This is a genomic window from Nostoc sp. CHAB 5836 (genome assembly GCF_020829445.1).
Lineage (GTDB): Bacteria > Cyanobacteriota > Cyanobacteriia > Cyanobacteriales > Nostocaceae > Nostoc.
Map to the genome: position 1 here is coordinate 1 of NZ_JAIVFV010000115.1, position 21,992 is coordinate 21,992.

The 21,992-nt window shown below is 43.1% G+C and carries 15 protein-coding genes; 7 read left to right on the plus strand and 8 right to left on the minus strand.

Translation table 11 applies throughout. The features are described from left to right. The 3 genes from LC605_RS21205 to LC605_RS21215 all read left to right on the plus strand — a co-directional run. Positions 1-521 (plus strand): hypothetical protein (locus LC605_RS21205; protein ID WP_229549499.1); only part of this gene is annotated, 521 nt, incomplete at its 5' end. A 484-nt stretch (positions 522-1,005) separates the two neighbouring features. After that, a complete protein-coding gene (locus LC605_RS21210) occupies positions 1,006-3,267 on the plus strand; it encodes a heavy metal translocating P-type ATPase (RefSeq protein WP_229549500.1) in 2,262 nt (753 codons plus the stop codon). 11 nt (positions 3,268-3,278) lie between these two features. After that, complete coding sequence (locus LC605_RS21215) at positions 3,279-4,205, plus strand: cupredoxin domain-containing protein (RefSeq protein WP_229549501.1); 927 nt, start codon at positions 3,279-3,281, stop codon at positions 4,203-4,205. A gap of 192 nt (positions 4,206-4,397) precedes the next feature. Here the strand turns inward: LC605_RS21215 and LC605_RS21220 are convergent, their stop codons facing one another. Genes LC605_RS21220 through LC605_RS21230 form a run of 3 tightly spaced genes read right to left on the minus strand, consistent with a single transcriptional unit; the run spans position 4,398 to position 6,477 of the window. Then, the gene (locus LC605_RS21220; RefSeq protein ID WP_229549502.1) at positions 4,398-5,285 is read right to left on the minus strand and encodes an ISAs1 family transposase; all 888 of its coding nucleotides are present in this window, start codon (positions 5,283-5,285) and stop codon (positions 4,398-4,400) included. 38 nt (positions 5,286-5,323) lie between these two features. Then, on the minus strand, positions 5,324-5,554 hold the full coding sequence (locus tag LC605_RS21225; protein WP_229549503.1) for an AAA family ATPase: 231 nt from the start codon (positions 5,552-5,554) through the stop codon (positions 5,324-5,326). Between the two features lie 5 nt (positions 5,555-5,559). Continuing rightward, complete coding sequence (locus LC605_RS21230; protein ID WP_229549505.1) at positions 5,560-6,477, minus strand: metallophosphoesterase; 918 nt, start codon at positions 6,475-6,477, stop codon at positions 5,560-5,562. Between the two features lie 258 nt (positions 6,478-6,735). Between LC605_RS21230 and LC605_RS21235 the strand changes: the two genes are divergently transcribed. Beyond that, on the plus strand, positions 6,736-7,605 hold the full coding sequence (locus LC605_RS21235; RefSeq protein WP_229549507.1) for a hypothetical protein: 870 nt from the start codon (positions 6,736-6,738) through the stop codon (positions 7,603-7,605). A gap of 192 nt (positions 7,606-7,797) precedes the next feature. Next, positions 7,798-8,631 (plus strand): RimK family alpha-L-glutamate ligase, encoded by an 834-nt coding sequence (locus LC605_RS21240; protein ID WP_229549508.1) that lies wholly within the window; start codon positions 7,798-7,800, stop codon positions 8,629-8,631. 434 nt (positions 8,632-9,065) lie between these two features. Here the strand turns inward: LC605_RS21240 and LC605_RS21245 are convergent, their stop codons facing one another. Next, positions 9,066-11,063, minus strand: a complete 1,998-nt coding sequence (locus LC605_RS21245; protein ID WP_229549510.1) for a GAF domain-containing sensor histidine kinase — start codon at positions 11,061-11,063, stop codon at positions 9,066-9,068. Positions 11,064-11,156: 93 nt separating this feature from the next. On the opposite strand from LC605_RS21245, the gene cobN reads away from it, so the two are divergent. Together cobN and LC605_RS21255 are read left to right on the plus strand one after the other, a co-directional pair. After that, a complete protein-coding gene (gene cobN / locus LC605_RS21250) occupies positions 11,157-15,362 on the plus strand; it encodes a cobaltochelatase subunit CobN (protein WP_229549511.1) in 4,206 nt (1,401 codons plus the stop codon). Between the two features lie 9 nt (positions 15,363-15,371). Continuing rightward, positions 15,372-16,505: a peptidoglycan-binding protein gene (locus LC605_RS21255; RefSeq protein WP_229549512.1), complete on the plus strand. Its 1,134-nt coding sequence runs from the start codon at positions 15,372-15,374 to the stop codon at positions 16,503-16,505. 131 nt (positions 16,506-16,636) lie between these two features. On the opposite strand, the gene LC605_RS21260 is transcribed toward LC605_RS21255, so the two are convergent. The 4 genes from LC605_RS21260 to lipA all read right to left on the minus strand — a co-directional run bounded on the left by LC605_RS21260 (position 16,637) and on the right by lipA (position 21,664). Further along, the gene (locus LC605_RS21260) at positions 16,637-17,092 is read right to left on the minus strand and encodes a Fur family transcriptional regulator (protein WP_229549513.1); all 456 of its coding nucleotides are present in this window, start codon (positions 17,090-17,092) and stop codon (positions 16,637-16,639) included. 419 nt (positions 17,093-17,511) lie between these two features. Continuing rightward, entirely contained in the window at positions 17,512-18,762 is a 1,251-nt protein-coding gene (gene sigC / locus LC605_RS21265; RefSeq protein WP_229549514.1) for an RNA polymerase sigma factor SigC, read from the minus strand. Between the two features lie 832 nt (positions 18,763-19,594). Continuing rightward, a complete protein-coding gene (locus tag LC605_RS21270) occupies positions 19,595-20,530 on the minus strand; it encodes an NAD(P)H-dependent glycerol-3-phosphate dehydrogenase (protein WP_229549517.1) in 936 nt (311 codons plus the stop codon). A 255-nt stretch (positions 20,531-20,785) separates the two neighbouring features. Next, the gene (gene lipA / locus LC605_RS21275) at positions 20,786-21,664 is read right to left on the minus strand and encodes a lipoyl synthase (RefSeq protein WP_229549516.1); all 879 of its coding nucleotides are present in this window, start codon (positions 21,662-21,664) and stop codon (positions 20,786-20,788) included. Between the last annotated feature and the right edge of the window lie 328 nt (positions 21,665-21,992).

Genomic DNA, 21,992 nt, shown 5'->3' on the forward strand with positions numbered 1-21,992 from the left:
ACTTGATTACCTTGGAATCCGGGAAAGAGGTGAGGATAAGGCGTTGGAACGGTTATCACTTTGAAGATTTTGCTGATACCCTCTTAGACGTGGTGAGAGTTGACCATCCTGATTATGAGCGTCCTCTTTTGATTGGCACAGTAGCCCGAGAACTGACGACCGAGGAGTTGCAAGTTGCCTATCACCATCGCTCCCCTGTAGAAACCAACTTTTTTGTGGCTCAAGATACGGCCGCTATGGAGATGCCGCGTGCTTGGACTGAGAATGCCATCAAACGACGTATCGGTTTAGCTGTGTTGGTCGGTTTTTTACTCAAAGCGATCGCTGCTGTGTGTGAACCTTTAGCCACAGGTCCAAGGGATAAAAAACCACAACCGACAGCTGGTCGTTTAAGTCATTATCTCAACCTGAGGGTGAATGATTTTTCAGCACTTGCTCTCAGAAATGTCAAACCAATAAACTATCGAAAAATTAAAAACCCTCAGAAAATCGAGGGTTTACCGCTCCCTGATGCTGCTTAAAATGGTAAAACACGAGTACCAGCAATGACACTAATAATACTTGCTACCAAGAAAATTACAGCAAGAATGAGTACCTGAAAAGGAACCATAAGAATATGGGTTTTATATTGTTATCAATAAGTATTTTGAAAGTAATTTTAGTATTTTGCAAGTATTTAAATATTTTAGATAAAATTTAAACTAAGTTAGTAAAGATATTTTGAACGTTGGTAACAACTTAGTTGGTAAAAAACTCTAAAACCTTATATCAGCATCTTTAAAGCTAAAGTCAAAGTATTAAGTTAACGCTTATTAAATTATATTTAAAACTTAGTAGCAATTCGAGTTGTATATTTACGAATTATATTTTCAAGTCTGGGAACTCATAGCATTGTATCTAATGTGCGCTTAGAAAAAATTTTTCAGTCCAACCTCTTGACTCTCCAGTGTACTGGAGCATTCAAGATGAAATTAGTTAGCGCCATTTAGTCATTGGAGTAGTCAGATGGAGAATACCACACTCAAACTGCGCGGCATGAGTTGTGCCTCTTGTGCCAACAGCATTGAAGACGCGATTAATTCTGTCCCCGGTGTCAATGAATGTATCGTGAATTTTGGAGCAGAACAGGCAACAATTAAATATGACCCTAGAAGAACTAATTTAGAAGCCATTCAACAGGCGGTAGATGCAGCAGGTTATTCTGCCTACCCACTCCAAGAACAAAACCTGATGAGGGGAGAAGATGATGCTGAGAAAAAACATCGCTTAAGGGAATCTCGCGATTTAATGCGAAAGGTGACGGTAGGCGGCATCATTAGCATTGTATTGCTCATAGGTTCACTGCCCATGATGACAGGGTTGCACTTACCCTTTATCCCAGTATGGTTACATAATCCTTGGGTACAGTTGATACTCACTACTCCAGTACAGTTCTGGTGTGGTTACTCCTTCTACATCAATGGTTGGAAAGCTTTGAAACGTCATGCTGCCACAATGGATACTCTAATTGCTTTGGGTACAAGTGCAGCGTATTTTTATTCGCTATTTCCCACCTTATTTCCCAGCTTTTTCATCAATCAGGGGTTAACACCAGATGTGTATTATGAAACTGCTGCTGTCGTCATTACCCTGATTTTGCTAGGCAGACTATTTGAAAATCGTGCTAAAGGACAAACCTCAGAAGCTATCCGTAAGCTAATTGGGTTACAAGCTAAAACAGCGCGTTTGATTCGCAATGGACGAGAAGTAGATGTGCCAATTGAAGAAGTGCAGATTGGCGATGTGATACTGGTTCGTCCTGGCGAGAAAATTCCTGTTGACGGGGAAGTGATTGAGGGAGCATCCACAATTGATGAAGGGATGGTAACAGGGGAAAGCGTGCCTGTCAAAAAGCAACCAGGCGATGAAGTGATTGGAGCTACTATTAACAAAACTGGCAGTTTCAAGTTTCGGGCGACACGAGTTGGAAGTGATACTGTACTGGCGCAGATTGTTCAATTAGTACAGCAAGCACAAGGTTCCAAAGCCCCAATTCAGAGATTAGCAGACCAAGTAACTGGATGGTTTGTACCTGCGGTGATTGCGATCGCACTGCTCACTTTTATCATTTGGTTTAATTTTACAGGTAACGTGACTTTAGCACTAATCACCACTGTTGGGGTACTAATTATCGCCTGTCCTTGTGCGCTGGGTTTAGCCACACCAACTTCTGTGATGGTAGGAACGGGTAAAGGTGCAGAAAATGGCATTTTGATTAAAGGTGCCGAAAGTTTAGAACTGGCGCACAAAATTCAAACAATCGTGCTAGATAAAACTGGAACCATTACTCAGGGTAAACCAACAGTCACCGATTTTGTCACCGTCAATGGTACTGCTAATGGTAATGAGATGAGGTTGGTGCAACTTACGGCATCTGTGGAACGCAATTCTGAACATCCATTGGCAGAAGCGGTTGTGAGATACGCCCAATCTCAAGAAGTGGCGTTAGCAGATGTCAAGGAGTTTGAAGCAATTACAGGCAGTGGTGTACAAGGTATAGTGTCTAGTCATCTTGTGCAAATTGGTACGCAACGCTGGATGTCAGAATTAGACATTGATACCCAAGCCTTACAACACGATAAAGAGCGTTTGGAATATCTAGGCAAAACTGCGATTTGGATTGCAGTTGACGGACAAATTCAGGGATTAATGGGGATTTCTGATGCCATCAAACCTACTTCAATACAGGCAATTCGTGCTTTGCAAAAACTGGGTTTAGAGGTGGTGATGCTCACAGGAGATAATCGGCGCACCGCAGAAACCATTGCTCGTGAAGTTGGTATCAAGCGTGTTTTGGCAGAAGTTCGCCCTGACCAAAAAGCCGCTACAGTAAAGAAATTGCAATTAGAAGGAAAGATTGTGGCAATGGTTGGTGATGGTATTAATGATGCACCAGCACTAGCTCAAGCCGATGTAGGGATGGCAATTGGCACCGGGACAGATGTAGCGATCGCTGCTAGTGACATCACACTCATCTCCGGTGACTTGCGAAGCATTGTCACAGCCATTCAACTCAGCCGCGCTACGATTCGCAACATTCGTCAAAACCTATTCTTCGCCTTCATCTACAACGTTGCTGGCATTCCGATTGCTGCGGGTATTTTGTTCCCCATCTTCGGTTGGTTACTTAACCCGATTATTGCAGGTGCAGCAATGGCATTTAGTTCGGTTTCAGTAGTTACGAATGCCTTACGTCTGCGTAAATTTCAAGCTAAACCAGTAGGATAAGGAGGTAACAAATGTTGAGTAAAGTAATTCTTGGCAGCATAGTAAGCTTGGGATTGGCATTCAGTGTTGCCTCAGATAAAGCAGTTGCACAGATGAATCATCAAATGCCAATTACCGAGCGATGGCTACGCCCGTCGCAGGCATCGCAGACAACTCAGTTCCGCCGCATTGAGCAACCACTCTCGGTAAAAGGTACAGTTACAGCAGTCGGCTTGGGGTTAATCGGACTAGAAATCTGGTGGTTTCTCTTGAGTAAACCTAAGTCCCAAAAAGCAGAAGCTCATGATGGTATTCAAGAAGTTGGCATTATTGTAGATGGAGGCTACGAACCTAATCGAATTCTAGTCAATGCAGGTCAAAGAGTCCGCCTTAATTTTCTACGCCGTGACCCTAGTAGCTGTCTTGAAGAAATACGGCTACCTGATTTCCATATCGCCAAAAACCTACCACTCAACGAAATCACATCCATTGAGTTCACACCAGACAAAGCAGGTACTTATACCTTCAACTGCGGTATGAATATGTTCCGAGGAGTTATAGAAGTTCAACCTACTGACTCGACTGCAAAAGCAACCCCAGTAACTACTTCTCAAGGTACTCACCAAATCCAACCAGAGCTTTCTGTGCCTACAGAGTCAGCAATAAAAGCAGTGAAAACACCAGAAGGTACTCAAGAAGCGACTGTTACGGTTGAAAAGGGTTACAAACCGGAACGAGTAATTGTAGAGGCGGGACAACCAGTAAAATTGGACTTCCAACGTCACAATCTGAGCAAGTGCTTTGATAAATTGCTAATACCGGACTTTGACTTAACCGTTAACCTTGCTCCTAACCAAACCACTTCAGTGGAATTTACTCCTAAGTATCCTGGTGAATATGAGTTCACCTGCGGTATGAAAATGTATCGTGGTGTTGTGGAAGTAAAGCCTGCCACATAATCCAGCAGCAAATAATTAGCAAGATAATGCTGTTCTCACTTGACTCTCCAGCTAACTGGAGAGTTTAAGATAAGGTAAATACATTTATATAGCATGAGAGCAGCTAAGTATGTTAGTCCAAGAAGCGCCAAAACTCATTGGTAATGTTGCCAAGTCTAGCGGTGTACCTATTCAGGGTAAACGCAAGAAAATTTATACCTGAGATGAGTTAGAGTGTAGAGGAATCGAAGCTTGTAAAACTTTCAGCATATACCCTTGATCCATGCTGGCTTGCTTTGCTTTTTGACGAATACTACGTTTATAACTTATTTCTTTATTGAGGAAATTTATACTCCATCGCTTGAGTAGAGCAAAATTCTCTGGGGAGTTATCTTTACGGATGGGACAAGCATCCTCATTAAAGGTGACATCTAAAACCCAATGAAGTTGATTTTCAATTGACCAATTCTGTCGAATCGCAAGCCCTATTTTTTGGGCATCGGCAGGCAATGAACTCAAGTAAAACATTACTTCTTGAGTTGTCTTATTCCACAAGTGACGAGTACGAACAACTTTGACAATAGTCTGTAATCCAGACCATTGAGATTGTTTATATAAACCACCCATTTGTTCAATATGTAATGCTGATTGTTCTTGGTTACGGTCATAAGAACCCTTAAGTGTTTTTCCATCAATTGGAATGACCTGTGCCTTTAAATCAAGAACCAAGCTATTTAACCAATTATTGAAACTGCACTCAAATTCTTTTGGCGATATCCTTTCAAACAACCGTCTATAAGTGTCAGCACTGGGAATTCCAAAAGGTAGTTGTAAAAAACTTGACAGCCAACTCTGGTGACTTACACCATATGTCTCTATATCTTCCCACCCTGTTGCTCCACCAATGGTTGCTAGTAATGCTATCATCACGATGCTGATAAATGGATGTAGTACACCCTGCTTCCCTCTTGGGTCTTGTAAATCCTTAAAATTATCTGCCAATTGCTGATGGACTTGTCCAAAATCTGTTGCAGATGCAAGTTGTGAGTCTTGTCTATTTTTGCCTGTAATTTCAGATGATGTTCCAAATCCTACAACCATTGGAAATACCTACACGACTGGATTTCCCTAGCATATTATCATGTCATTTTTCTTGCGTTTACCCTGCTCAATACCCTTACTTCCTCTTTTGGAGAAACACTTCCAATCCACTCCATAAAACGCGAAAGTAAGAGGGAAAGAGCATCAAGAATACTGGACTTCCCTACACCGTTGATACCAATAAGCACAATAGGTTCAGTTAGATCAAATTCCAGGGTCAAATCGCCAATTCCACGGAAGGATTGCATTTTCAAGCGCTTGACTTTCATAATAATTACGCTGATTTCAACTGAATGATCCCTTTATCAAAAACGCGATTATCAGTAGCGATCGCACTTACTTCTATTCTATCTTTATACACCTCATAAGCCGCAAAACTCAGCTTTTCGGCAGAATGCTCTGTCCATTCTGAACGACCTACAGGACGAGTACCTGCACCACCACCAGTAATTAAATAAGTCGTTCCATTAATAGCACGAGTGCGTTCATAATGGTGTTCGTGACCATTTATATAAACTTGAACGCCGTATTTTTGAAACAGCGGAGTAAAAGTTTTAATAAACTCTGCATTACTTCCATAGACACCAGATGCATAAATTGGATGGTGTCCAAATACAACTTTCCAAGAAGCTTCACTAAGACTTAATTCTTTTTCTAACCAAGGTAGCTGGTTTTTCCAATCAGCATTACTGTTAGTATCTAGAGCAAAAAATTGCACAGTTCCACGGCTAAATGTATAGTAACGTCTTCCCTTCATATTAAAGCCGACATATTTGACTTGTGGCTCACCATTGGCAGTACGAATATCGTGATTACCTAAACAAGCCTGAAATTTCACACCTTGCTTGAGTAAAGCTTGATAGGGACGCTCAAAAACTGCACTAATTTTCTCAATTTCGCCGTTATTGTAAATGTTGTCTCCAGCTAAAACGACTAAATCATAAGGATTTTGTTTGTGATATGCGTTCATTGCTCCAGCTACAGCATACTGTCCCTTAGCCCCAGTCCCCGTATCCGCTACAGACACAAAACGTAATAATAAGTCTTTTTTAGGTGGCTTGGCGGCTATAGCTGTTGTTGAATCGGTAATGTCAGCACTTTGATGATTTTGACGAAATGTCCAGCCTAAAAATCCTGTACCAATGGTGCTGATGCTACTTAAAAATACAAATTGACGACGTTTGAGTTTCATAATTCACCAAATTTGATAAATAGTCAGTTTAGCGGAAACATTGAGCAATGAAGTGATACATTAAGGCAAAAGAAGGCAGCACCAGTAATAATAGACCTCTTGCAAAAGTCCCTAACACCCCACCCCCAACCCCTAAGAGCTTGCGGGGAGGGGAGACAAAGCGTAGCTTTGGCTCTTTGGGGTTCAAATTGTTTGATTTATGCAAGAGGTCTAATGTACGTTGTTTGTCTTTGATTCGCTGCTTTTGGTGAAAGTTCCATGTCACAAGACAATCAATCAAAACCGACGGATGATCAGATAACTCAACCTCCCCAAAAACCTTACCAGAGAGTTCAGCCATTTTGGAAGGCTAAAATTATCCAACTTCTTCAAGGGACGATTGGGGTTTTAGAAGTAACGGTGGAGAAACTGGAGACAGCACCCCCACCCGGTACTGAGGAAAAACCCAGTTTTTTCCAGCAGCTTCAGTTGTGGTGGGGTGGACTGTTAAGGACAATCCGCTTGTTTTTACCATCAAATTTGTCAACAAAGTTATCAGATACAGCTTTGACGGGAATTGTTACTGGAATTGCTGTAATTCTCCTTTGGACGAGTACAACTGTCTTTACCGGGAAACCTACTGAAGTAGCAACAGTTCCTCCCATTGAAGAGGTTCCCATACCAAAACCAACCATAACTACTCCACCAGAGTCAGTCGTACCAGAACCACTAGAGGAAATTACGCCGCCGCCAGAAGTACAAACCACCCCACCAACGCCGGAAGCGGAACCAGAACCAATTCCTACGCCAACGCCAACACCAATCATAGAATTGACACCTGAACAAGCTTTGATTGCGGCTATTGAAAATCAGGTAGCCGAAATTAGCGATCGCATTGCCTCTGGTCTGATAAAGTCAATTCAAGCTAACTTTCGCACGAGTAACTTGACTATCAAAATTAGTGATGATTGGTACACTCTCAATGAATCTCAGCAAGACAAACTAGCTGCGGAGATATTACAACGCTCTCAAGAACTTGATTTTACCCATTTAGAGATTCTCGACTCCCAAGATAGGCTGATAGCTCGTAACCCGGTTGTTGGTACTGAGATGGTGATTTTTAAACGGGAGCATCCCAATTTTGCTTAAATCTTTTCCCTCACCCCCAGTTCCTCTCCCATCTTTGGGAGAGGGGAGACATAATTCTAGTTCCCCGAATCCCATGTTTGGGAGAAGGGGTTAGGGTTATCAAGGTTTTTGCACATTTGGGATGCTCCCTTTTTAAACGGCAAACAGCAAGTTAAAATAATTCGTAATTTTGACATTGAACTTTAAATATTTATGTTAGACAACGTTTTGCTATTGCTCAAAGCCTGTGAAAACTTAAACATCAACTATGAAATTATTCATCCGGCTGAAAACTTAGTAAAAATAAAACTGAATAATAAACAACATTACTTTTGTAATTATAGTACTCCAATAATAAATCAGGCGGTAGGACAAATTATCAAAGACAAGGAATACACTTACCATATTTTAAAGAAAAAAGTTAAACTTCCTCGAACAGTAGGTTTTCTTTCGCCTTTTTGTGACCTTAAATATAAGATTTACTTAAAATTTCCCAGCCTTCAAGATATTATATTAGAAATCAAAGAAAACTTTGAAACACCCGTAATCGTTAAAAGAAATTCTGGTTCAAGTGGACATAACGTCTTTTTATGCCAGAATACAGATGAAATTGAAACTGCTTTAAAAGAGATTTTTAATATCAATGATAAAAAGTATGATTACGTTGCGATCGCTCAAGAATTTATTAATATAAAGTCTGAATATAGAGCAGTTTTTTTAAATAAAGAATTAGTTATACTCTATGAAAAAGATGTAACTAATGCAACATTTGTAGGTAATCTCAGTCCTCTCCACTGGGATGGTGCCAAAGCAAAGCATATCCATGATCCACAAATATTGTCTGAGATTGCTAATTTTGCTAAACCAGTTTTTGAAGAATTAGATATTGATTATGGTGGTTTAGATATAGTATTAGATCGAGACAACCAATATTGGTTGATTGAAATCAATTCTCACCCAAATTATAGTATTTTCACTAGAGACAATGGAGAGGAGCCTGTGTTGAGAATTTTTGAAAAAATGCTCATTAGCCTAGCCTCAAAATAAAAACTTCAGTATTTTGGTTAGCTAATATAGCGGTTTGCAGTTAAGTTCAATACACACCTAACCCCCAACCCCTTCCCTGCAAGGGAAGGGGAGTAAGACTCCAGACTCCAGACTCCAGACTCCTAATACCAATTTAATATGAAACTGCATAATAAAGAACCCCACCCTAACCCTCCCGAAGAGCGGGGAGAGAACTGGATTTTCCCCTCTCCGCTTGCGGGGAGGGGACTAAGGGGTGGGGTCAAATTCTATGCAACTTCACAAAGAATTGGTATAACTCCAAACTCCAAACTCCAAACTCCAAACTCCAAACTCCAAACTCCAAACTCCAAACTCCAAACTCCAAACTCCAAACTCCAAACTCCAAACTCCAAACTCCAAACTCCAAACTCCAAACTCCAAACTCCAAACTCCTAACTCCTAACTCCTAACTCCTAACTCACCACTCTCATAGCCTGAGTTGGTATCCATACAGTAAAAATTGAACCAATACTTACAGCTGATTCTACTTCAATTCGACCGCGATGGAGTTGTACAAGTTGTTTAGTTAAAGCTAGTCCGAGTCCGGTACCTTCGTAGCGGCGACGATAGGGTGTGTCGAGTTGTTGAAATTTCTCAAACAGTAATGGTAATTGTTCTTCAGGAATGCCAATCCCGGTATCTTCCACTTGAAAAATAGCAGTATTATCTTCCACCCAAAGACGTAAGGTAACGCTACCACTTTCAGGCGTAAATTTAATCGCATTAGTTAACAGATTCCAGAGAATTTGTTCTACTCGTTCTGCATCGCCGATAAAGCGATCGCGCCTGGGATCGATTTGCAAATCAAGTTTAAGATTAATTTGTTCACTTGTTGCCTTTTTTCGCAGTGACTTGACAGCATTTTCGGCAACATTCACCAAAGAAAATTCCGAAATATTTAAAGCTGTCTTACCAGCCTCGATTTGCGATAAATCGAGGATGTCATTAATCATTTCTAATAAATGTTCCCCACTGTCGTGGATTGTTTGCAGATAACCCCGTTGTCGTTGACTCAATTCACCCAAAGGCCAGCGTAACAATGTAGACGACATCCCAATCACATAAGTTAAAGGTGTGAGCAATTCATGACTGATTGTCGCGAGAAACTCACTTCTGAGACGGTTAGCAGCCTCGGCGGCGAGGAGAGCATCACGCAAAGCCACTGTGCGCTCAATAACTCGTTGTTCGAGAGTTTGTTTTTCTTGGGTGAGGGTTTGCATTAACTCAGCTTGGTGAATAGCGATCGCTAATTGTTCTGCGATCGCAATTAGCAAGTTTTTTTCGCTATCATTCCACTGGTGTGGGCGATCGCACTGATGAGCAATCAGCAATCCCCATAGTTTGTTCTCAAACATAATCGGTGCAGCCAACTTAGCCCGAACCTGACTTTCCCTTAAAAAATTCAACAAACACTCTTCAAGGGCATAAGTTTTTTCGACATCATCCACAGCCAAGGTAAAGCCTTGGCGATACTTCTGCCAACACTGAGAAGTTCGGATAAAGCAATTTTTCTCCGTGTAATTCAACACTGATACAATAGCATCTGTAGCGCGGGCTTCATAGACAATATAACCTCCATAGTGTTGGTAGTCTTCTAGTAGAGGTTGATGGTTGACTGATAAAGAATGTGGGTGTTTTCCGTTAAGATCGTCTATGGAAAAATAAATTTCAGAAGGTTCGCTCCTGTATTGTTGAGTCTTGACTTTGGAACCTTCAAATTTATAAATTACTAGTCTGTCTAATTCCAGAAACTCACGCACCTGTGTAATCGCCGTTGCCATAATCACTGGCAAGTCCAGGCTTTTGCGGATCTGTGTTGTTACCTGATTCAACAGCCGCTCTTGGGAAATCTGTTTTTTTAAAGCATCTTCCACTGGCTGACAGATATAAACTGCCGGTGCAATTGAGCTTGAAGGTGCTATTATTTCTTGGTTTGGCTGAGTTAGGAGATATTCTAATAACAACAGCGTGAATTGACTTTGGAGCGTAGCGTCATTAGGTTTAATAATTTGCTGATACCGTTCGAGATTTCGGTAAGTAGAGGAATCGCACTCAAACAAGTCTCTCAACTGGGAGACAAAAGAAGCGATCGCCTCCCAATTAAATGTCAACCTAGCATTGATTCCTGAGTCCTGAGTGGGTAATTGTTCTCCCTCATCCCCCTCATCTCCCTCATCCCCCTCATCCCCAAAGTTCCCTACCAAGAGCGCACTAAAGTTCTCAGAAATCACTAGCGTAAACCTTTGCCTTTGCCACTCTACAGGTATGCCAATCCGCATCAACACAGCTTCTGTCAGCACCAGAGCGGTACTTCCCATCGTTTGAGCCATCTGTTCTAACAACTCCCCAAGCTGATTAAATACAACAATCGGCAAGGTTCGAGAAAAGCTCAAATCAGGAGAACTAAGCATTTTCAATCATTTTGGTAGGAGGGGCAGAATGGAGGAAAAAAAGTTTGTTTTGATTGTGTACTAAACAACAGTTTAAAACGGTAAGACAGAATTATGCATCGTACAAGTAGCACATCGGGTGGATGGAATCAGTCAGAAAGTTTAATTTTTTTAGCACAAACTCCAGCGCCTTTGGTATTAATTACGGCTGCTGATACCGACATTCAAACTATGGCAGCTGCGGTTCCAAAATTACCTGCCAACTTTGCTGCATTCAGAGTTGCCAACCTGTTGCAGTTGCAGCAGCAATTAAGCATAGATACTTATGGAGAGCAAGTTTTAGAATATGCCCAAGTAATTATTTTGCGCCTATTAGGAGGACGCTCTTACTGGGGTTATGGCTTAGAAGTAGTGCAGGAAATCGTGCAACGTAATAATAGAACCCTCATTGTAATGCCAGGGGACGACGCTTTTGATCCCGATTTAATTTCCCAGTCTACCTTGCCCTTGGCTATTGTTAACCAGATATGGCAGTATTTTAGCGAAGGCGGCGTGGAAAATTTCGTTAATGCTCTGCAATTTATTTCCGACAGTTGCTGGTCAACTGCATATGATCCTGCGCCACCTCAGCCGATTCCGCGCGTGGGATTGTATGAATGGGGAGTGGGGAATGGGGATGAGGGGGATGAGGGGGATGAGGGGGATGAGGGGGATGAGGGGGATGAGGGGGATGAGGGGGATGAGGGGGATGAGGGAGAGTTAGAATGTTGTTCTTCCACCTTGGAACTGGATTCATCCATGTTGGAATATCAAGGCTTGCAATGCCCAATGCCCAAAATCGGCATCCTTTTCTACCGCGCTCATTATTTAGCGGGAAATACTAAGGTAATTGATGCTTTATGCGAAGCTTTAATACAGAAAAATTTACAACCAGTACCAGTATTTGTTTCCTCGTTGCGTGAACCCGATGTTCAAGTTGAGTTGAGTGAATTTTTCCAACCCAAAGAAGCTGATTCAATAGCTGTGCTGCTGAATACCACCAGTTTTTCTCTAGCACGTTTGGAAAGCGAAACACCCCAAACCGACCTGTGGCAAAAATTAGATGTGCCTGTGTTGCAGGTAATCCTCAGTGGCGGGTCAATTGAACAGTGGGAGTCACAGTTTCAAGGGCTTTCTCCCCGCGATATTGGGATGAATGTGGCGCTACCAGAAGTAGATGGGCGAATTATTACTCGTGCTGTGTCTTTTAAAGCAGTGCAAACTCGTAATCCCCATTTAGAGACAGATGTGGTAATTTATGAACCAGTTAGCGATCGCATCGAGTTCGTTGCTAAACTAGCAGCAAATTGGGCGCGTCTGCGTTCTAAACCACCCCAAGAGCGGCGAATTGCCCTTATTTTGGCAAACTACCCCAACCGCAATGGCCGCCTCGCCAATGGTGTGGGACTCGACACCCCAGCAAGTTGTGTAGAAATCTTGCAAGCTTTACATCTGGCTGGGTATGAAGTAGAAAATCCACCTGCTCAAGGAGATGAGTTGATTCAACGGCTGACAGCTGGCGTAACCAATGATCCGGAAGGTCAAGAATGGCTTCCGGTACACCAAAGTGTTTCTTGGGAAGAGTATCAAGAATATTTCGCTTCTTTACCGCCAGCAGTCCAGCAAGGTATTAGTGAACGTTGGGGAATGGGGTATGGGGTATGGGGAGATGAGGGAGATGAGGGAGATGGGGGAGACAAGAATAATAATCAATGCCCAATACCCATTTCTGGAATTCAACTCGGCAACGTCTTCGTGGGAATTCAGCCACCAAGGGGTTACGATCATGACCCCAGTTTGAATTATCATGCGCCGGATTTAGAACCGACTCATGCTTATTTAGCTTTCTATTATTGGGTCAGAGAATCTTTTGGTGCTGATGCTGTAGTTCATGTGGGGAAACATGGAAATCTAGAATGGCTACCGGGTAAAAGTGTGGCTTTATCGAGTAATTGTTATCCAGAAGTGGCTTTCGGCGCACTTCCCCACCTGTACCCATTTATTGTGAACGACCCTGGTGAAGGTTCCCAAGCCAAACGTCGCGCTCAAGCGGTGATTATAGATCATCTCACGCCGCCCATGACTCGTGCGGAACTCTACGGTTCTTTGCAACAGTTAGAAAATTTAATTGATGAGTATTATGAAGCCGACAGTTTAGATCCTTCGCGTTTGCCAGTGATTCGCGATCGCATCCGCGAACTGGTAATCAAAGAAAATCTCCATCTAGATTTAGGAATCCCAAATGAAACAGAAATTTTTAATTCTGTTAGCGCAGCGTTAGCGAGTCCGCGAGCGTCATCTTTAATTTTGAATTCAATCGGTGGCTACCTTTGTGAATTGAAAGAAGCCCAAATCCGCGATGGCTTGCACATTTTTGGGCAATGTCCCCAAGGAAGACAACTGCGAGACTTAATAGTAGCGATCGCTCGCATCCCCAATCGCCATTCTTCAGGTATTACCCGCGCCATAGCTCAAGAGTGGGGTTTAGATTTCGATCCCCTCACAGCCGATTTGTCAATGACTAGTGGTGAATACTCAATAGTCAATGGCACAGAATGCCGTACCCTCGGTGATATCGTCGAAGTCCTAGAAGAACACGCCGCCCTTCTAGTAGAACAACTCCTAACTCCAAACTCCCCACTCCCCACTCCCAACTCCCAACTCCCAACTCCCAACTCCCCACTCCTAACTCCTAACTCCCCACTCCCCATTGTCCTTAACTGGATACGCGATCGCCTCCTTCCCGCCTTACAACAAACCCACGAAGAAATCACCCATTTATTACACGGACTTGATGGCGGATATGTCCCCAGCGCTCCATCTGGCGCACCCACACGCGGCCGCCCAGAAGTTCTACCTACAGGAAAAAACTTTTATTCTGTCGATATCCGCGCCATTCCCACCGAAACAGCTTGGGATATCGGCAGGAAAGCTGCTGAAACTCTCGTGGAATATTACACTCAAGAGCATGGCGAATATCCCAAAACACTAGGCTTATCAATGTGGGGAACAGCCACCATGAGAACTGGGGGTGATGATATTGCCGAAGCCTTGGCGTTACTCGGAGTCCAGCCTGTATGGGATGGTGCAGCACGGCGAGTAGTAGATTTTGAAATTTTGCCTCTGGCAATTTTGGGGCGTCCCCGCGTAGATGTCACCTTGCGAATTTCTGGATTCTTCCGGGATGCTTTTCCCAACTTAATTGATTTATTTGCTCAAGCAGTGTCAGCAGTAGCAGACTTAGATGAACCGCCAGAACAAAATCCCCTAGCGGATGCAGTTCGCCAAGAGACTGATTTGTGGACAAGCCAAGGTTTAAGTTTAGAAGCAGCCGTGGTGCGATCGCGCTATCGCATCTTCGGTTCTCGTCCAGGTGCTTACGGCGCCGGACTTCAAGGTTTAATCGAATCACAAAACTGGACAGATGACAAAGATTTAGCCCGCGCCTACATCAACTGGAGTTCTTACGCCTACTCCTCAGGAGACGGCGGAAAGAGAGATGAGGGAGCAGGGCAAGATGAGGGAGCAGGGCAAGATGAGGGAGCAGGGCAAGCAATACTAACATCCCCCTCATCCCCCTCATCCCCCTCATCCCCCTCATCCCCCTCATCCCCCTCATCCCCCTCATCCCCCTCATCCCCCTCATCCCCCTCATCCCCCTCATCCCCCTCATCCCCCTCATCCCCCTCATCCCCATTCCCCTCCCCCGAAGCCTTCAAGCAACGCTTATCCCAAATGCAAGTTGTCCTCCACAATCAAGATAATCGTGAACACGACCTACTCGATTCTGATGATTATTACCAATTTCAAGGCGGCTTAACGGCGGCGGTGCGTTCTCTACAGGGAAAAAATCCCCAAACTTATTTTGGTGATAATTCTATACCCGCACAACCACGGGTTCGCCAACTCAAAGAAGAAATTGCCCGAGTATATCGTTCTCGCGTAGTCAATCCCAAGTGGATTGCCGGAGTCATGCGCCACGGTTACAAAGGAGCCTTTGAAATGGCAGCGACAGTAGATTTTTTATTCGCCTACGATGCAACAGCTAAATGTGTCGAAGATTATATGTATCAAGGCATAGTAGAAGCTTACTTGCTCGATCCAGTTGTGTCAGAATTTATTCAGGAAAAGAACCCTTATGCTCTGCGTGATATTGCTGAAAGATTATTAGAAGCACACAAGCGCAATTTGTGGGAAGATGTAAATATAGGAACATTAGAAGCTTTGAGGAACCTAGTACATCAAGCTGAAGCAGTGATCGAAGAAAAATCAATGGTGTAGGAAACAAATATGGAAAATCTTGCGTATTTGCACCTAGCTTTCGCCTACGAAGACAGCACACCCAGTGAATTGGTCTCCCTCAGTTCTTTGTTTAACAAAGCAGCTGCGCCAGACTGGAAAAGGCTTTCTGGTAGGGCTTGGAAGTATATGTTGCCCCTTGCTCTGTCTTTATCTATTCTTGGCGCTGTGAGCAGCGTCATGGCACTGGAAAAAGGCGATCAAGGCCCTTCTGTCAGAAATCTCCAACAAAAGTTGAAAGCAGCAGGTTTTTACCAAGCTTCTGTCACCCAAGTATATGACGTATCCACACAAGAAGCTGTGCGGCGCTTCCAAAAGGCCGCTGGTTTACCAGTGGACGGCATTGTTGGAGCAAGCACCCTGCAACAATTAGAAAGTTGGCAAGCCAAAAAGCCCACAACTACGGCTACACAAGCTAAAAAAACTACTACTGCAAGAAGCACACAAGCCAAAAAGCCCAGTACTACTAGTTCAGTAACTAGCCAACGCCGCAATCCTAACTACCTTGCTAAGGGGGATGAAGGTGAAGATGTCAGGGTTTTACAAGAACGGTTAAGAGTCGCAGGCTTTTATTACGGAAACGCCACAGGAATATTTGGCCCAATTACCGAAGAATCTGTCAAGCGGTTCCAAGATTCTTACAAATTAAGCGTTGATGGAATTGCAGGCGCAGCAACATTGCGTAAATTGCCAGGAGTTGGCATTGGTGATGGACAAGAAGCTCCCAAAAAGGTAGTCAATCGAGATAAACTTCGTGTAGGCGATCGCGGTGAACCAGTTAGAATTCTTCAACAACAATTGATCCAGGCAGGATATTTAGAGGGAGAGCCCAATGGCTACTATGGCCCCTATACTGCCGATGCTGTGAAGAGATTTCAGGCAGCTAATTACTTGAGTGCAAGCGGTGTTGCTGGGCCAACTACGCGAGCTAAGTTATATAGCTCAGTTAATACTGCTAGCAAAAGCGAATTTAATACCCTTGAAATCCAAACGCGACTACAGGAGCGGGGTTTTTATAAAGGCAAGCTGAACGGTGTGATGGCAGATGACACCAAAAAAGCAATCAAACAAGCCCAGGAATTCTACGGCATCAGTCTCAAGGATCTTAAGAGCGGACGCTTTTAACATCCGCTTTGGTGTTGTTAGTATCAGTCCCCAACTGGTTGCTTGCCTCCAGTAACAGCAAATTACGAACTGCTCAAAATTCCACTTATTTGGTTAATTTGAGTAGTTTCGTCTAATTATGCACCCAAGTGCTAAAGCGGCATCAGCGCCCGTTGGCACTTGGGACACACTGCATGGATAGTCATTTGACAGTCCAGCAGGTGAAAACCTTCTTTTTGAGCAGTTTTTGACCCAATTTTTAAAATGGAGTCATTTTTAAACTCAATAGTTGAGTTGCATCTAACACAAATTAAGTGATGGTGATGATGGGGATAGGGCTGGTTGATCTCATAATGCTTATGTCCCTCGCCCAGTTCTAGTTCCCGTAAAATTCCCATCCTAGCCATCAACTTCAAAGTCCGATAAATAGTTGACAGACTGATCGCTTCACCATCAGTTTCTAGCCGATGATAAAGATCCTCCGCACTCAGATGTTCACCTTGCGGAAGTTCTTGAAAAATGTGTAAAATTGTTTCGCGCTGGGGAGTTAAACGCCAGCCTCGTTCATTCAGTTCTGCCTTGAGTGAAGTAGTTGTGTAGACAGTCATACTAATATTTCTCAACAAAGCTTGTTAGTTGAGAATATAACAAATCTTGGGAGCAATTTGCAACAATCGTTGCCTATTGAGAATCATTACTAAAGATTTAAGAATAATTAATCAAATCTTGATCAAAATTTAAATAATCAGCTGTAGTGCGTTTGATTTGCATACAGCTAATAGTTAGGATACTTGTAACGATTGCATCCGTTAATTTTAAATTTTGAATGAGTGAATTTTGAATTGCTTAGTTGATCCCCACCTTCAAGATATCTGAGCAAAGGTCTAGGGAAACTCTTGTAAAATTAAATGCAAATTATTTGCTACAAGGCTCTAAAAGGCTTTCGACTTGGGGATCAAATCAGCCTTTTGTGGGTAGTCATTTGTCAATTGCAGTTTTCTAATGACAAATGACTAATGACAAATGACTAACTCAAAGACTCCAAATAGTCGCGGATGAGGTTGCGGCGCTTGGGTTGACGCAGCTTTTGCAAAGCCTTGGATTCAATTTGCCGAACTCGTTCCCGCGATAAGTCAAGAGCGCGGCCAATTTCTGCTAAAGAATAAGGATGACCATCTGCCAAACCAAACCGCATCAAAATTACATCGCGCTCCCGGCTAGTTAAATCTGACAGAAGATGATGCAAATCTCTTTGTAAAGATTCCCGCATTAACATCTCTTCTGGGGTTACACAGTCAGTTTCGAGTAATTCACCTAACTCAGTGTCTTTATCTTTCCCTACCTTGGTTTCCAAAGAAACGGAGCGAGGAACCCGCAACAAAACTTCTCGTACTTGGGCCGGTGTCATCTCTAACTCAGTTGCCAAATCTTCTAGAGTCGGGGTGCGACCTTTTTCTTGAGCAATTTTGCGTTGAGCCTTTTTGATTTTGTTTAACTTTTCGGTAATATGGACAGGTAGGCGGATCGTGCGACTAGAAGTAGCGATCGCCCTTGTAATTCCCTGACGAATCCACCAGTAAGCATAGGTACTAAAGCGATAACCCTTAGTGGGGTCAAATTTTTCTACAGCCCGCTCCAAACCCAGTGTGCCTTCTTGGACTAAATCCAACAATTCCAAACCACGATTTTGATACTTCTTAGCAACAGACACAACTAGGCGAAGATTAGCCTTAATCATGTGTTCTTTTGCTTGGAGTCCTTGGGACTGAACTTGCTCCAACTCTTCTACAGTTAACTTGGCGATTTCAGCCCAGCGACGTTTGCCATCTGCCAAAGTCGGCCTGAGATCCGATAAAACTATATCAGCAGTGGCAGCCCATCTTTCCAAAGACGGGCGATGTCCGAGTTCGGAGGTAAGACGTTCTTGAACTTCAATTAACCGGAGGTAGGGCGTAATCACTTCATCCCCAAGCTTTGCGGCGTTAGCAAGCACTATCCGCATCCGCAAATAGCGTTGGACTTTTTGAGCTTCTGAAACCTCTTCATCCCGCCCTAACAAGCGAACTCGACCAATTTCCTGAAGATATAGACGTACTAGGTCTGTACTCCGACGGTTAGTGTTAGCAGCAAAGTTAGTCTGGTCAACAGAAGCTATCTCCAGCTCCTGTAGGTCATCTACCGATAACTCACTGTCATCAACCGTGAGATCAGAGTCCAAAGCCTGGCTAGACTTTTTGGTGTTGTAAGGGGCGTCTGCATAAAAAGATGTTGCTGGCATAAAGATCGTCTCAATGGCTCCAGGTAACAATAGATTACGGTCAGCTTAGATTACGGTCAGCTATTCAACTGTTGCTATTGTTCCCGTGATTTACGATGAACTAACATGGTTGAAGGTTCCATTACAATTTTTTTAGAAATTAACTGTAAGGGTTTTATTGGATACACTATTACTGAACTTAATCGGCTGCTAAACTTTTGATTGAACCAATAGCTATTCCAATCCACAGCTAGGCTTTTAATATTTAAACTACTTAGTTAACATTTCAACCTTGATGGTTTTTGATAGTAACTTTTGTAACAAAGTATAAACATCCTTCAGTGAATGTCGCGTTTATAATTGGCATAGTCACATTTACATGGCTACAAAAGTGATATCCTGACGATTTACCAATTTTTTCTCAGGATTATTCAGGTATAAGTAGAACTAATAAATATCGCGGAAGTGATTAGTATTAACGGCAAAAATTCTATTGACACGGAGATAGAAGACGTGAATAAGTTATCAAATACTCTCTCCGTGTTCCTGCATCGTCTTGTATGTAAGCCTTAAGGTGCCAATTTCAACTTGACAGACTACTAACTAAGTAGGTCGGCGCAATTAAAGCTAACTGGCAAAGGCTGTCATTTGTCCTTTGTCATTGGTCATTAGTAAAGATTTTAAGCCTATTTATGTTTCGTAACATAGTTTGATTTTTTCGCGTCAACTTACTTAGTAGTCTGTCAAGCTAAGGAAAGCCTAGTATGTACTAAGCACTTCAGTGCTTAACATAAGGACTAAAGTCCTTACTATGAACTTATTTAACCAGCAAGTTGATTTGAGAGACTACAAACTAGGAGTTGTACTCTGGCTTGATATCTCGCAGCATCAGTTCATCAAGTGCTTGTCGGGGTGTGATTTCACCTTGAAGTAACCGATAAACTTGCTCAGTAATTGGGACAGGAATATTTTGTTCCTTGGCTCGTTGGATCAAAACCCGACAAGTGTTCACTCCTTCAGCAGTTCCTTGTAAATTTGCGAGAGTTTGTGTAAGTGACTTACCACCAGCTAGCTGGTAGCCGACTTGGTAATTGCGACTTAAGGGACTATTGCACGTTGCTAACAAATCTCCTAGACCCGATAAACCATAAAATGTTTCCGTCTTTGCACCCCAGTCATTGCCAATGCGAACCATTTCTGTAAGTCCACGGGTGACTAAAGCAGCTTTGGCATTGGTTCCCAGATGTAAACCATCGCACACACCAGCTGCGATCGCAATGACATTTTTCAGTGTTCCCCCTAGTTCCACCCCCAAGGGATCAGGATTGGTATATACCCGGAAACGATGAGAAGAAAATACTAACTGCACTACTTCCGCAGCCGTGGGAATATTACTGGCTACCACCGTGGCTGCTGGTAATTCCATTTGAATTTCTTTTGATAAATTAGGCCCAGACAAAACAACCACTGCATGGTTAGGGAATATTGTTTGCCAAATTTGTGACGGTGTGCAGGTAGTTTGGGGGTCTAAGCCTTTGGTGGCTGTAACAAAAATGGTCTCTGGAGAAAGGGGGAAAGACTGGACTTGGGAAGCAACATCTCTCACACCAATCATTGAGATAGCGGACAGGACTATTTGGACATCTTTTAAAACTGCTTGGAGAGTTTGGGAACCTTGACGCGACCACACACGTACCCTATGACCATTTGCTGTGGCGAGATTTGCCAGAGATGCACCCCAAGCACCCGCGCCAAGAATTGCAACGGAAAGTTTTGAGTTGGAGTACATCTGCTCACTCATAACTCCTAACTTTTAACTCATAACTCATAACTCCTAACTCCTAACTTTTAACTCATAACTCCTAACTTTTAACTCCTAACTCCTAACTCCTAACTCCTAACTTTTAACTCCTAACTCCTAACTCCTAACTCCTAACTCCTAACTTTTAACTCCTAACTCCTAACTCCTAACTCCTAACTCCTAACTCCTAACTTTTAACTCCTAACTCCTAACTCCTAACTCCTAACTCCTAACTCCTAACTCCTAACTTTTAAAGCGTGGATAACGTTCCATTAATTCCCTAACTTGTTCAGCATGATAAGAACTTCTCGTCAATGGTGACGAAACAACTTGTAAAAATCCGATTTCTTCGCCGAATGCCTTCCAAACAGCAAATTGTTCTGGGTTGATAAATTCATTTACTTGCAAGTGTTTTTGACTGGGTTGGAGGTATTGCCCAATAGTCAAAATGTCACAATCCACAGATCGCAAGTCTTGCATCACTTGGCGAATTTCGGCATCAGTTTCACCGAGTCCAACCATAATGCCGGATTTAGTGTATGTACTCTTGAGAATTTGGCGAGTTCGCTGCAATAATTCTAATGTGCGATCGTAGTTTCCTTGGGGACGTACCCGCCGATACAGGCGTGGGACAGTTTCGGTATTGTGGTTTAATACCTCTGGCGCAGCTTGTAGAATCAACTCTAAAGCATTCCAATTACCGCATAAGTCAGGAATTAGCACCTCAATTGTGGTGTTGGCTGAAACAGAGCGAACTGCATCAATACACGCCACAAACTGAGACGCACCACCATCAAACAAGTCATCTCGGTTTACAGAAGTGATTACCACATGATTAAGCTTCAGGCGGCGAACAGCTTCGGCCAATCGTGTAGATTCCGTGGGGTCTAGTGGTTTGGGTTTTTTCTCAAAATCAATATCGCAGTAGGGACAAGCGCGTGTACAAGCTGGCCCCATAATCAAAAACGTGGCAGTCCCAGCGTTGAAGCATTCACCAATATTCGGACAGGACGCTTCCTCACAAACTGTATTGAGAGCTAAATCCCGCAAAATTTCTTTAACGTTACCGATGCGCTCACGCCCAGGTGCTTTCACCCGCAACCAGTCTGGTTTTACAGTCACAATCCGCTTTTACCACTAGAGTTATACAAATTTAATCCTAGCAAGCAAAGCCTTTGATGAAGTGATCATCTACTATATAAACCTCATCTAAGTTGAGAACCATAGTTTTTGCCCTCACCCTAAATCCCTCTCCCAGATCTGTCCGAGGGACTTTGAAATTCTGGCTCCCCGAATCCCACATATGAGAGAAGGGGTTGAGGGTTGACACTCTCAGCCCTAAAGGGACTGAGATTCTGCGGACAAAGAAGAATTCGGAAGAATCCAAAGTCTAACTCTCGCTGCGGTCGTCAAACACCGCCTACCCAGTAAGCCTAAGTCAATGCTTAGA